This is a genomic window from Bacillus sp. J33 (assembly GCF_000518885.1).
Classification (GTDB): domain Bacteria; phylum Bacillota; class Bacilli; order Bacillales; family Cytobacillaceae; genus Cytobacillus.
This window is the reverse complement of record NZ_JAEL01000036.1, coordinates 19499-33212: the sequence shown is the minus strand read 5'-3', so window position 1 is coordinate 33212 and position 13714 is coordinate 19499. Positions and strand designations below refer to the sequence as shown.

Sequence of the window (13714 nt, the reverse complement as noted above, 5' to 3'; positions counted from 1 at the left end):
TACCTTTCAGGCTTTTTGAAGGGGAGCATTTAAATAGTTTTACGAAATCAGCCTTCATAAAGCCAAAAGGGGTCCATCTAGGAGATGACCCCTTTATTCATTAAATACTTCTTTACTTCTTCAAAATCTTCTACCGGAATGAATGGGATATTTTTTTTCGCAAAAGATCCTGAAGCCCATTTTTAGCAAAAGTAACATCCGCATACACGGCAGGGTGTGAATCCGGTTCACTGTCTCCTATAAAAAATACCTTCTCATATTCCTCTTTAAGATCTTGAATGACTCTTGATTTATCAATTCCATACCTTTCCGAGTAATGCCGGTGGCTCTTGTCAATATTCATATGGACATTTTTCTCATGATAATAGCCTTCATTAGAATACACCTTTACATCTTTGACTCCATATTTCGATAAGATGTGGTGAATATAATAATCTGTTCCGGCACTCAAGATAAAGAAATCCCCGCCATTTTCCCGTACATGTTTAATAAATTTAGGAACATATTCGTCAATAGGGATCGAAAGGATATCTTCAATAATCTGCTCTTCCTCTTGATGTATAGATGTAAAAACAGAGCTTAGAAAATCAATATCTTTCATGTCTCCAGCTTTCCATTGTTTCATAAGCTCCCGGCCTTCAGGAAAATATTTATCCATCATTATTAAGTAGAAATCTTTTTTTGAAATGGTTCCATCGAAATCTGATACAAATGCCCACTTTTTCACAATCATTACCTCCAGTCAGCGTTTCTTATTGAAAATGTAAGCTTTATTAGAAATACCCTTTCTTTTTTATGTTCAATCAACAAAAAATACGCCTTTTAATTTTATTCTCGGGGTGATTAATGGTATTATTAATTTGATTTTTACATAAGGAGATGATTAGCATGGCAGAAAAAGGATACATATTAATGAAAAATGGTGAAAAGGTTGAATTTGAATTATATCCAGAAGCAGCTCCTGGAACAGTAGAAAATTTTAAAAAGCTTGCAAACGAAGGTTTTTATAATGGACTTACTTTCCACCGAGTAATCCCAGGTTTTGTCAGTCAAGGCGGATGCCCGAACGGAACAGGTACAGGCGGCCCTGGCTATACAATTAAATGCGAAACAGAGGGCAACCCTCATAAGCATGAAGAAGGCTCTCTTTCCATGGCACATGCCGGCCGTGATACAGGCGGAAGCCAGTTCTTTATTGTTCACGAGCCACAGCCTCATCTAAATGGCGTTCATACTGTTTTCGGAAAAGTAACTTCCGGCATGGATACAGTAAAAGCTATGAGAAATGGCGATGTAATGGAGAAAGTAGAAGTTCTTGAAGGATAATAATTCTGCAAAAAGAGCCGCAAAGGCTCTTTTTTGTTTTATTGTAAATAGCTTTTTTTGTAATTTCTCATACTAAAGATAAGCTTAAACTAAAGGAGTTGTCAAACATTGGGCGCCATTGAAAGAAGCGGATATCGGTTTGAACCGGAATTTAGTGTCATCAGTCAAAACGGGGCTATCCATGTTTATCAAAATGGAAAGTTCGTAGAGGAAATTAAATTTGAGTTTTCCGGCAAATTTCCCGAAAACGACCAAATCGAGGAAATCGTTGAAAGCTATTGCAACAGGCATGGTCTGTAATTCCTTCTATATTATGGCGTCCTTATATTTGGGAAGGGCGCCTAACCCCCAAACAGCCGCACAATACTTTTTATTTTCAGTTGCCTTTTTATTATGTAAAATGAGCAGTATCCGCCAATGAAAGGGTGAATAGAATGGAGCCTATTAAAGACCATTTAAAGGAAAACCTGGATTTGCTGTTTGTCGGCTTCAATCCGAGCATTCGATCTGGTGAGACCGGCCACCACTTTGCCAATCCCAATAACCGCTTTTGGAAAATCCTCCATGAATCAGGGTTAACACCAAGAAAATATGATCCCACTGAAGACTACAAATTACTGGAATTAGGTTATGGCATGACTAATATTGTGCCAAGACCTACAAAAGCTGCAGATGAAATAACGAAAGAAGAATATAAAAAAGGCAGAGAAGAGCTTATCAAAAAAATCAGTGATCTAAAACCAAAGGTTGTTTGCTTTGTGGGAAAAGGTGTTTACCAGGAGTATAGCCGCAGAAAAAAACTTCCTTGGGGAATTCAGGACGAACCGGTCGTCCCAGGCACCATCGATTTTGTAGCACCATCTTCATCTGGGCTAGTTAGAATGAAAATCGATGAAATTATTCAGATCTATGCTGAGATCCCCCAAATTTTAAAATCTTTGCGGTGAGAAGTATTCTTGCGTGAATCTTAAAACCCCACTAGTATTGATTAACGACCCTATTCCAAATTATGATGTAGTTTTGGGCGTTAATACTGCAGATTAACTACCATTTTGCGAACTAAGAAGAGATTTGGGCGTTAATGCACGCGATTAACTACCATTTTCAAACCAAGCAGAGATTTTGGGCGATATTACGCCCGATTAACAACCATTTTCCGAACTAAGCAGAGATTTTGGGCGATATTACGCCCGATTAACAACCATTTTCCGAACCAAGCAGAGATTTTGGGCGATATTACGCCCGATTAACTACCATTTTTCTTACTAAGCATAACTTTTGGGCGTTAATGCCCACGATTTTCTGCAATTTTTCAAACTAAACATTGATTTTGGCCATTAATACGCTCAATTAACTCCCATTTTTCGTACTAAGAAAGCTCCCGAAAGCTATTCATATATGAATTTACAAAGAGACCGCTTACCCAATAATTTTCTCCTATAGGGCAAATTGCACAAATTCTTCCTTTTTCCCAATTTAAGTCTAGTAAATTCACTACTAACGATACTGTTATGAAAAATTCAGAATTGTTAAAATGAAATTAACACCAAGAACCAGCTTCAATTTAATCTCTTAAGGAGGGAAAAAAATGGAGCAAAATGTTCGTGTTATACCTTACAAATTTATTCAGGAGAATGTGGATGTAAACGAAGTTCCCAAAGGCATTGAATTAATTCAGGCGCCGAAGATTTGGAGCGAAACAAAAGGAAAAGGCATGACAATTGCTGTGCTGGATACCGGATGCGATGTCAATCATCCTGATTTGCAGGATCGGATTATTGGCGGCCGCAATTTTACAGACGATGACAACAGCAATCCTGATATTTATAAGGATTACAACGGGCATGGCACACATGTTTCAGGCACCATTGCAGCGCAGGAAAATGAGACAGGTGTAGTGGGTGTAGCTCCCGAAGCTAATCTGCTTGTTGTAAAGGTTCTTAACAAAAATGGTTCTGGCCAATATGAATGGATTATCAATGGACTCAATTATGCAATTGAACAGAATGTTGATGTGATCTCTATGTCCCTTGGCGGCCCGGCTGATGTTCCTGAGCTGCATGATGCTATTAAAGAAGCGGTAAAAAATAACATTCTTGTCGTATGTGCTGCAGGAAATGAAGGGGATGGGGATGAATCAACAGATGAGTTTGCTTACCCTGGCTCCTATAATGAGGTTATCAGTGTAGGTGCAATTAACCTTGATAGAGATTCTTCCGAATTTACAAATTCCCATAATGAAATAGACGTCGTCGCACCTGGGGAAGACATTTTATCTACCTATCTTAATGGAAAATATGCAACACTAAGCGGAACTTCCATGTCTGCTCCACATGTTTCCGGGGCCTTGGCACTTATTAAAGATTTTGCCAACAGGCATTTTGAAAGAGAGCTTTCAGAGCCTGAATTATACGCGCAGTTGATCAGAAGGACTGTTCCACTCGGCAATTCACCTAAGCTTGAAGGAAATGGGCTTGTCTATTTAACAGTTCCTGAGCATCTGGCCGAAATCCTTGACCAAAACTTTAAAACCATGGTTACGAACGCAATATGACCAAAACAACCGCCATTTCAGAAGCATGGAAGACAGCTAAGGCTAATTATATTGATCGTGTTAAGGACGAGCCCTATTACGATCCAGAGATAGATTTAAGAAAGCAAAAGGAATACTACAGCAAGCTTGATTTTGACAGAAGCGATATCCCGGAGCAAATCCATCAGCTGCTTGTTCGCACGCACACCAATCAATTGGACTATTCGCCGCATCAATACCTATATCCATGGGTTGATTTGCAGGAAAATGGCAAGCTAAAGAGTTTATATTCCGGTGCCGGGATGGATCCGCTCAAAGCAATAGACCAGGACCTTCAGCTCTTGCAAAAGATTCAGGAGGAAGGTTATATCAGCAATGGACTGATTGTTTTTAATACCGAGCATGTCGTTCCCCAATCATGGTTTGAAGGAAAAGAGCCGATGAAAGGGGACCTTCACCATCTTTTTGCATGTGAGCCGGCATGCAACAGCATGAGAAGCAACTTCCCTTACCATGATTTTGAAACTTATGTTCCAGAGTTGGAGACAGAGGGCATCAGGAACGGCTGCGGCATGGCAGAGGATGAGAAATTTGAACCTGAATATGGAAAGGGAATCGCTGCGAGAGCTGTATTCTATTTTGCAATGAGATATAAAAAGTTTATGAATATGGAAGATAGAATGGATATGCATCTTTTGCTTAAGTGGCATGATGAAAACCCTGTTACTTTATATGAAAAGCATAGAAACGCTGCGATTCATGAGCTGCAGGGAAACCGCAACCCATTTATTGATTATCCTCAACATGCAAAAGAAATGCTCGGCTAATCAGAAAAACCGCCTGAAATTTAGGCGGTTTTTCGCTTATAATATCATATGTATAAAGAGACAGAGGAGCGTTAATATGCAGCTGTTTACCAAAAAAGCGATTGATATTATTAAAAGCATCCCTCCAGGAAAAGTAATGACGTATGGACAAATCGCAAAACTTGCAGGAAGTCCCCGCGGCGCAAGACAGGTGGTGCGGATCCTTCACTCCCTAAGCGAAAAGCATCAGCTGCCATGGCACCGGGTAGTGAATGGAAAAGGGGAGATTGGCTTTAAAGATGACATTTCTTTTAACCATCAAAAAGAACTGCTAGAAGAAGAAGAAATTTATGTATCTCCAAAAGGGAGACTAGATTTGAATGATTTTTTATATGATCCTTTAATAGAGTTTGACTAGTCATCGACAAAAAAACGTGTATTCACAATAAAATACACGTTTTCCTCTAATTAAAAAGAACTATTTTGTTCTTGATGCAAATTCCTCAATCATTTCATTTGTAACGAACTTTCGGGAGGGTACAATGCCCTGTTTGGAAAGCTCATTTATTTCCGCAGTCACTTCATTTATCTTTTCCGCAGTAAAAGGCAGGCCTCTTCTGCATAGGTCCAAAGCTTGTTCAATATAATATTCACGCTGCTGATCAAGAGCAGCAAACCTTGTGATAATTTTATTTTGTTTTCCTACATGTTCTGATATTGCTTTATGTACACTCAAATTCTTCCACCCCTTAAAAATTCTTAATCCTATCATACCATTTTTTATAAAAAGCTTAAGATTATTTATTCTTAATTCAATAATATTTTCACCAGGATATAAACAGGTAAAAATAACCATTCCTCATAACTTCGAAAGAGAAGAATAAAATAGAGAAGTAGATAAAAAATGAATCTATTTCCTCATACTGGAAATAAAGGGAACTCACCTTTCAAAAAAGAAAAGGTAGGAAACACTTATGAAAGGTGGCTTAAACATGAAAAAAGCAATAAAGTTAAGTTTTAGTATCTGGCTGATTCTTGTACTTGCTTTTGTTCCTCTCTCACAAACAGAATCACCATTTGTAAATGCAACGGAAGAAGGAAGCGAACTTGTCCAGCAGCTAAACCAACTCCTAAACAATGACCCACTTTTACAGGGGGCACTGGCTGGTGTAAGTATTCGAAGTGCAGAAACTGGCAAATTGATTTACGAACATATTGGGGATATTCGATTAAGGCCTGCCTCCAATATGAAGCTTCTGACAGCTGCTGCAGCACTTGATACTTTAGGTGAGGATTATAGATTCACAACTGAACTTCTTCATACAGGATCATTGAATGGAGAGACTCTTCAAGGCGACCTTATTTTAAAGGGGAAGGGTGATCCCACGCTTTTAAAAAAGGATTTTGATGCATTTGCAGCAAAAGTAAAAGAATCAGGCATCAAAGTGATTCATGGCAACCTGATTGGTGATGACACATGGTATGATAAGGAACGCTACTCTACAGATTTATCTTGGAGCGATAAATCATGGTATTACGGTGCACAGGTGTCGGCATTGACTGCTTCCCCGAACGAGGATTATGATGCAGGAACTGTTATTATAGAGGTATATCCTGGCGAAGAAGCTGGACAAGAACCAGTAGTAAAAATGGTTCCAGAAACGGATTACATAAAAATTGTTAACAAGGCAAAAACCGTAGCAAATGGAGAAAAGAAAGATATCCATATTGAACGTGACCATGGAACGAATACTGTTGTAATAGAAGGAGAAATCCCGTTGGATGGGAGCCGCTCCAGGGAATGGATCGCTGTTTGGGAACCGACAGGCTATGCACTGGATCTCTTTAAACGATCCCTTGCTGAACAAGGCATCAAACTGCAAGGAAAGGTTATTGCGTCTCCTTCGCCTGCAGGAGCCAAAATACTTGGAAAGCACCAATCAATGCCGCTTTCTGAATTGCTCATTCCGTTTATGAAATTAAGCAACAATGGACATGCCGAAACATTAATCAAGGAAATGGGTAAATTCGAGAAAGGGGAAGGCAGCTGGGAAAAGGGGCTTGAGGTTTTAGAAGATAAAGTGAAGACTCTTGGCATAAATACAGACACTTTGGTTCTCCGTGACGGATCCGGAATTTCACATGTGAACTTAATTCCGGCAAATGAAATCTCAAAATTGCTTTTTGAAGTGCAGGATGAAAAATGGTTCCCTTCCTATTTAAATTCATTGCCGATTGCAGGGAATACGAACCGGATGGAGGGAGGAACCTTAAGGAACCGCATGAAGAACTCCAATGCCGAAGGAAATGTTAAAGCTAAAACAGGCTCCATTTCGACAGTGAGTTCTTTATCCGGATATGTTTCAACCACTAATGGGGAAGACCTGATATTTTCCATTGTACTGAACAATTTAACCAGCGGTTCTGATGGAAAAGTGATCGAAGATACAATTGCAAAACTATTAGCCGACCAATAAAGAAGAAACTTAAAAGGGCAGGAATTCATCATTTTGGATTCCTGCCCTTCCCACAATTACTCAGCTTTTGCTGCTTGGACTTGAAGGTCAATTTTCACTTTATCGCCAACAAGGACACCGCCGGTTTCAAGGGCTGAGTTCCATGTTAGCCCATAGTCGCTGCGCTTAATTGCGCCAGCTGCACTGAAGCCAACTTTTTCATTTCCCCATGGATCCTTCCCTGATCCTTCATAAGTTACGGTAAAAGTTTCAGATTTTGTTACTCCATGTATCGTTAAATCTCCTGTAACGTCATATTCATCGTCGCCTTTGCTGACAATGCTTGTTGATTTAAAAGTCATTTGAGGATGATTTTCAACATCGAAGAAGTCTGCAGATCGAAGGTGATTATCACGATCTTCATTTCGTGTGTCAATGCTTGAAAGTGCAACATTAAATTGGATGTCTGCTGTCGTTAAATCTGCAGGATCTGCCTCGATTTCAGCATCAAAGCTATTAAAGCTGCCTTTCACGTTTGCAATCATCATATGCTTGATTGAAAAATCTACACTGCTGTGTGCCGGATCAACAGCCCATTTTGTTTTTGCCATTTTTTTCTCCTCCAATTGTTTGAATTCATTTGTTTTTAATTCGAGATATTTTAATTCTAAATAAATTATATGGCCGTTTCAGTTTTCTGTCAATGATATTTTTTCAAAAGATGGTAAAATGAAGACTACTTAATTTTGCAATTGGATACATAAGCTAATACATAATGATCACATCACAAACCGAGAAAAATTGTGAATGTTTAAAGGGGAACGGACCATGAATCAACTTGACCAAACATACAATAATGCTGAAGAGCATACAAAAATAAAAATCCTTGAAGATGTTGACCGATACTTGGGCGCCAAAGAAGCAATGCCGACTTTTCAGGAATATCTTTCTGAAAGATTTCATTATATCGATCAAATCTGGGTAAATGTCTGGCTGAATAAAATCACGACAAAAATATCCAAGCACGAAAAAAAGAAATTTCTAAACGAAAAAGGCTATGAAACAGAAAATGTTGACAGGAAATTAATTAATCACTTATTCAGAACTGAAATGAGGGATTATCAGCCCTTTAAAACCTCAGAGTGGCTTAATGATATGTTCGAAGGCAATAACGAGAAATGGGCAGAACGTTATAAGGAAGCCAGGGCTCATTATCTTCAAAAAGCTGAAGAGGAAAGACTGCAGCGGAAAAAGTACCTCATCCGGGAATCAATTGAGGAACAGGTCGATAAAATCATTGAGGATGATTATAGCATCCTTTATCTCTATATAAGACATATGACATCGAAACAGCTGAATTCCGATTTAAAAAGCAAGACAAAGTATGATAAGGTCGATACATTTGCGCTGGAAGAAAAACTGGAGGAAGCAGGGGGGTTTAATCCCAGCGACTATGAAACGATGGCAGATTTTTTTGAGGAATTAACAGGAAATATTCATAAAACACTCTACTGGGGCAAAGGCTATTTTGAATACGAGACTTTTTACTATGTGTATAGAAACTATATCTCTGGATATCTTTCTGATACTCTGCAAGCACTTGTCCTGCAAAACCTTCCTCAGCACTTGTTTGATGAATATGAAGAAGCCTATCAAAAGCCGCTAACAGGCAAATCCGTTAAGAAACTGATTGCCCATACCCTTCAGGAAATTAATGATAACTTCTTTGAAAGCATTCAGGAAGAATATGTTGAAGACTTGCTTAAACTTGTAAATATTCCATTTGATCCTTCTGTACATAAAGAGTTGTTAGAGAAGGATCTGGCAGAGAGGGAGCGAAAAAAAGCAGAAGAACTTGCAGAACTGCAGCGAAAAAGAGAAGAAGAAGCCCGTATGCTTGAATATATTTTTGGACAGGAATACAGTCCATCGCTGGAAAGGGCAAAGCGGTATGTACTCCACATAGGGGAAACGAATACAGGCAAAACCCATCATGCCCTTGAAGGTATGAAATCCGCGAGGAGCGGCATGTATTTGGCCCCGCTAAGGCTGCTTGCCCTGGAAGTGTATGATAAATTAAACCGCGACGGAGTTCTTTGTTCTTTAAAAACGGGAGAGGAAGAGAAGATTGTTACAGGATCAGCCCACCTCTCCTGTACTGTGGAAATGTTTCATGAAAAAGATTATTTTGATGTCATTGTTATTGATGAGGCCCAGATGATCACAGATAAAGACCGCGGTTTTTCATGGTATAAAGCCATAACCAAAGCTAATGCCAATGAAGTGCATATTATTGGCAGCCGCAGCGCAAAAAGCATGATGCTTCAGCTTCTTGGTGATGCAGATATTGATTTAAATGAGTATAGCCGCGATATTCCACTGGAAGTAGAAGCAAAAGAATTTAAGTTTACACATGTAAAAAAAGGGGATGCACTAATCTGTTTTTCCAGAAAAAGAGTGCTTGAAACAGCATCGAGACTTCAGCAGGAAGGCCACTCTGTTAGTATGATATATGGATCCATGCCGCCGGAGACAAGAAAAAAGCAGGTACAGCGTTTTATTAATGGGGAAACTTCCGTCATCGTTTCCACTGATGCCATTGGAATGGGGCTTAATCTGCCAATCCGCAGGATTGTCTTATTGGAAAATGAAAAATTTGACGGGACAAAGAGACGACTGCTTACTTCACAAGAGGTTAAGCAAATTGCCGGAAGAGCAGGAAGAAAAGGGCTATACAATATCGGAAAGGTAGCATTTACGAAGGATATTAAAAGAATGAAGGCTTTACTTGAAATGGAAGATGAGCCTGTCCATAGCTTTGCCATTGCCCCAACGAACACCGTATTTGAAAGGTTTCAAAGATATTATCGAGATCTTGGCACTTTTTTTGAACTCTGGGACAAGTTTGAAAGCCCGAAAGGCACAAAAAAAGCAGCTTTAACAGAAGAGAGAGATTTATATGAACGGATACGCGGGACTGAAATCGAAGCTAAGCTTGGCATAATGGACCTTTATGGTTTTCTCCATCTGCCGTTTTCAAAAAAAGAGCATGACCTTGTCCGACAATGGGAAGAGACCATGTATGCCATTATTGATGGAGACGAACTGCCAGAACCGCGAATTAAAAACAGAAACTTGGAGGAATTGGAGCTCACATACAAATCTATCGGCCTTCATCTGCTTTTCCTTTACCGGCTTGACCAACGAACCGAAGCATTATATTGGGAGCGGGTAAGGGAAGAAATTAGCGACCATGTTCATGAAAAACTAAAAACAGACATTAAGGAGCTTTCAAGAAAATGCAGAAGATGCGGGAAAAAGCTGTCATGGGAACACGAGTTTCAAATCTGTGATGAATGCCATTCTTTCCGCTCCAGGAGAAGACACAATTATTATAGAAGATAATTAACCTGTATGATTTGATGGGATCAGGATGTTATTTGGCTGACATGTAAGTATTAGTTGAGAGATGGGACAAAAGCAATTAAAAAGCCTGCTGTTCATTCCCAGCAGGCTTTTATTGCTAAGGCTTTAAAACCACCTTAATGCACTCATCTTCATGGTCATTAAAGATTTTATAACCATGACTTGCATCTTCTAAGTTGATCTTATGTGTTATAATGTCCTTCGGATCAAATTCTTTATTGACAATTTTCTTATATAGCATCGGCATAAAGGGGATGACTGGTGCCTGTCCCATTTTCAGTGTAATATTTCTTGTAAAAAAAGCCCCGAGCGGAAACATATTATAGTTTGCTCCATAAACACCCGTAATTTGTACAGTTCCTGTTTTTTTGACAGCCTTTGTGGCTATTTGAATTGGCCCGAGTGTCCCTCCTTGAAGCTTTAATTTTTGTTCAATAAATTCAAGGGGAGACTTTTTGCCGTCCATGCCTACACAATCAATTACGACATCAGCACCGCCATGAGTTATTTCCTTTAAATGCTCCCCCATATCCGGATACTTAGTGAACTCATATACTTCCACCTTATTCGCTACCTTGGCATGATTCATCCGGTAATCGATGTAATCAACTGCAATAACCCGCTCGGCTCCTTCCATCCAGGCAAATTTTTGTGCCATTAGTCCAACAGGCCCACAGCCCAGAACAATAACTGTGTCACCCTTTTTTACCCCTGCATTTACGACACTCCAATAAGCAGTAGGGAGAACGTGGATAAAAATAAAAGGGATTCATCTTCAAGTTCGCATGATTCCGGAACCAGAAAGGGCGTATAATTTCCAAAAGGTACTTTTAAATATTCTGCCTGCCCGCCAGGGTAATTCCCAAACTTTTCGGTGTAACCGAAATATCCTCCAGAATCATAATGAGGATTGGAGTTGTCACATTGGCTGGTTTGATCCTGCCTGCAATAGACGCATTGGCCGCAAGAAACATTGAAAGGAATTACAACTCTGTCGCCTTTTTTAACTTTTGTCACTTCAGGTCCGGCCTCTTCTACAATTCCCATCGGTTCATGGCCAATAATATAACCTTCCGGAAGGGGCATATTCCCCTGGTACAAGTGTAAATCGGAACCGCAAATAGCTGTAGATGTAATCCTTACGATAATATCATCTTTCTTTTCAAGCTTAGGGTCATCTACATTCGTTACAGCTACACGATTCGGCCCCTGATAAGTTACCGCCTTCATATTTACCACTCCTTTTAGCTCTCTTGGACTTGCAAAGTATCAATAGAATGAAAAAGGGTTTCTTGTTTGCTATACTTTTTGAAAGTACAAAAAAATCAAAACGGCAATAGTATAAGTTTCGCTCATTTTCCGTTATTTATCCGAATGGCAGTTTAATTGGAGGGAATAAAGATGTTTATTGTTAAACTTTATAATCAAAGTGCAGAAGTTCTCCATATTGGCCGGTTCGACACTTTAGAGGATGCAAGAGCGGGAGCAGAAAGAGGATTAAAATACAGCAGCACAGCGATTGTATATAAAGGTGAGATACCTGTAATGCTTTTTGATAACGTTTCTTATTCTCATGGCTTCCCGCTTGGCACCGGAAAATATTAATTGAAAGAAGGACAAAACTTGAAATTAAGTATTTTAGATCAGGCCCCCATTTCAGCAGGATCTTCATCACAGGAAGCATTGGAAGCTTCTGTACAACTTGCACAATCAGCAGAAAAAATGGGTTATACAAGGTATTGGATTGCAGAACATCATGATTTACCAGGTTTGGCATGCTCCTCACCTGAAATTATGCTAAGTTATATCGGTGCAAAAACAAATAAAATCCGGATCGGAGCGGGTGCCATATTGCTCCCGTATTATCAGCCATATAAGGTTGCGGAGCAATTCAATCTGCTGGCTACATTATTTCCCGGTCGAATTGACCTTGGAATTGGCCGGGCACCAGGCGGATCAGCAGAAGCTGCCATGGCCCTTTCCGAAAATTTTTTGGAAGGAGTTCGGGAAATGCCCAAAAAGGCGGGGGAGCTGCTTCACTTTTTAAATGGGGACTTTTCTGAAAGTCATATGTATTCCAAAATAACCGCCTCACCGGTACCCGAAATTGGCCCTGAACCTTGGATATTGGGAACCAGCAGGAAAAGTGCCTTAATGGCAGCTGAGAATGGCACAGCTTATGCATTTGGCCAATTCATGAGTGATAAAGATGGAGCGGAAATCATAAGGCAGTATAGGAAGGAATTCAAGGGTAGAGGAAAACTCGATAAACCCAAAGTACTATTAACAGTTTCAGCTATATGCGCAGAAACCACTGAACAAGCGAAAGACCTGGCTCTCAGCAGCCTGCTTTGGAGGATTATGGAAGAAAAAGGTGAGGGAATTCAAGGAATCCCTTCCATTGAAGACTCAAAAAAACATTTTCAAAATATACATCAAGACCCTTTTATAAAAAAGCCTAACCTCATTCTCGGCAATCCAAAGGACGTTGCCAATGAGCTAAGAAAAATAAAGGAAAAATACCAAGCGGATGAAATAATGATTGTTACAATTGTGCACAGTTATGAAGACCGAAGGAAATCTTATGAACTGATAGCTAAAGAATTTCTAAAATAAATGCTAAATGTACGAATCTCACCCCATTTTTTTGAATACATATTCATGGAAACCATCTATGAAATCTTCAAAAGGGGCGAAAAAAATGCCAAATTCTGCACATCAGTCAGAAGTAAATGTACCAATTCGTGCTATATGGAATTTTGTCAGTGATATTGGAAACTGGGCGCCATTAGTTCCCGGCTATATTTCACATAGGGTACTTAGTGAAAAAGAATCAACATGGAGCTTTAAAAGCGATATGGGAATTTTGAAGAAAAAGATTGAATTGAAGGTGGATATCACGAGCTGGCAGGAGCCGAATAAAGTGACATTTAATTTAACAGGGCTTAATGAGAAGTTTACTGGGCATGGATATTTTCTGGCCAGCCAGGGCAAAGATAATAAAAATATGATGACAGGCTCCCTGGATATAAAAGCCGAAGGAATGATGGCTAAAGTAGCAAATTCATTGCTTAATACATCTCTGCCAGAACTTACTGCTGAGCTTACTGAGGCGGTCGCAGCTAAGGTGGAACAGGAATATAAGCAGCATGCGGGTGTATAGTTTT

Annotated in this window: 13 protein-coding genes and 2 pseudogenes; 11 read left to right on the top strand and 4 right to left on the bottom strand. The window is 39.5% G+C overall.

Going from position 1 to position 13714, the window contains the following annotated elements:
• Positions 1–77: 77 nt before the first annotated feature.
• Positions 78–727, bottom strand: a pseudogene (locus tag L634_RS31090) (MtnX-like HAD-IB family phosphatase).
• Between the two features lie 161 nt (positions 728–888).
• Between L634_RS31090 and L634_RS0112710 the strand changes: the two are divergent.
• From L634_RS0112710 to L634_RS0112685, 6 genes are all read left to right on the top strand, one after another.
• Positions 889–1326 (top strand): peptidylprolyl isomerase, encoded by a 438-nt coding sequence (locus L634_RS0112710; protein WP_026582782.1) that lies wholly within the window; start codon positions 889–891, stop codon positions 1324–1326.
• Positions 1327–1434: 108 nt separating this feature from the next.
• Entirely contained in the window at positions 1435–1626 is a 192-nt protein-coding gene (locus L634_RS0112705; RefSeq protein ID WP_026582781.1) for a YbxH family protein, read from the top strand.
• Positions 1627–1760: 134 nt separating this feature from the next.
• Positions 1761–2273: a mismatch-specific DNA-glycosylase gene (locus L634_RS0112700; RefSeq protein ID WP_026582780.1), complete on the top strand. Its 513-nt coding sequence runs from the start codon at positions 1761–1763 to the stop codon at positions 2271–2273.
• A 641-nt stretch (positions 2274–2914) separates the two neighbouring features.
• Positions 2915–3880 carry a S8 family peptidase gene (locus tag L634_RS0112695; RefSeq protein ID WP_026582779.1) on the top strand — a complete coding sequence of 322 codons (966 nt, stop codon included), beginning with the start codon at positions 2915–2917 and terminating at the stop codon, positions 3878–3880.
• On the top strand, positions 3877–4686 hold the full coding sequence (locus L634_RS0112690) for an endonuclease I family protein (RefSeq protein WP_026582778.1): 810 nt from the start codon (positions 3877–3879) through the stop codon (positions 4684–4686). Before L634_RS0112695 ends, L634_RS0112690 begins: the two co-directional genes overlap by 4 nt.
• Positions 4687–4762: 76 nt before the next feature.
• Complete coding sequence (locus tag L634_RS0112685) at positions 4763–5083, top strand: MGMT family protein (protein ID WP_026582777.1); 321 nt, start codon at positions 4763–4765, stop codon at positions 5081–5083.
• Positions 5084–5143: 60 nt separating this feature from the next.
• Here L634_RS0112685 and L634_RS0112680 read toward each other — a convergent pair whose 3' ends face one another.
• The gene (locus L634_RS0112680; protein ID WP_026582776.1) at positions 5144–5401 is read right to left on the bottom strand and encodes a YpbS family protein; all 258 of its coding nucleotides are present in this window, start codon (positions 5399–5401) and stop codon (positions 5144–5146) included.
• A 256-nt stretch (positions 5402–5657) separates the two neighbouring features.
• Here L634_RS0112680 and dacB point away from each other — a divergent pair, with 256 nt between their 5' ends.
• A complete protein-coding gene (gene dacB / locus L634_RS0112670) occupies positions 5658–7142 on the top strand; it encodes a D-alanyl-D-alanine carboxypeptidase/D-alanyl-D-alanine endopeptidase (RefSeq protein WP_026582775.1) in 1485 nt (494 codons plus the stop codon).
• A gap of 56 nt (positions 7143–7198) precedes the next feature.
• On the opposite strand, the gene L634_RS0112665 is transcribed toward dacB, so the two are convergent.
• Positions 7199–7732 carry a YceI family protein gene (locus L634_RS0112665; protein WP_026582774.1) on the bottom strand — a complete coding sequence of 178 codons (534 nt, stop codon included), beginning with the start codon at positions 7730–7732 and terminating at the stop codon, positions 7199–7201.
• Between the two features lie 217 nt (positions 7733–7949).
• Between L634_RS0112665 and L634_RS0112660 the strand changes: the two genes are divergently transcribed.
• Entirely contained in the window at positions 7950–10526 is a 2577-nt protein-coding gene (locus L634_RS0112660) for a helicase-related protein (RefSeq protein WP_026582773.1), read from the top strand.
• A 118-nt stretch (positions 10527–10644) separates the two neighbouring features.
• On the opposite strand, the pseudogene L634_RS31085 reads toward L634_RS0112660, so the two are convergent.
• A pseudogene (locus L634_RS31085) lies at positions 10645–11777 on the bottom strand (zinc-dependent alcohol dehydrogenase).
• A gap of 171 nt (positions 11778–11948) precedes the next feature.
• Here L634_RS31085 and L634_RS0112650 point away from each other — a divergent pair.
• The 3 genes from L634_RS0112650 to L634_RS0112640 all read left to right on the top strand — a co-directional run bounded on the left by L634_RS0112650 (position 11949) and on the right by L634_RS0112640 (position 13710).
• Entirely contained in the window at positions 11949–12152 is a 204-nt protein-coding gene (locus L634_RS0112650; protein ID WP_026582772.1) for a hypothetical protein, read from the top strand.
• Between the two features lie 18 nt (positions 12153–12170).
• Entirely contained in the window at positions 12171–13163 is a 993-nt protein-coding gene (locus L634_RS0112645) for an LLM class flavin-dependent oxidoreductase (RefSeq protein WP_026582771.1), read from the top strand.
• Between the two features lie 85 nt (positions 13164–13248).
• Entirely contained in the window at positions 13249–13710 is a 462-nt protein-coding gene (locus tag L634_RS0112640; RefSeq protein ID WP_026582770.1) for a CoxG family protein, read from the top strand.
• The last annotated feature ends 4 nt before the right edge of the window (positions 13711–13714 follow it).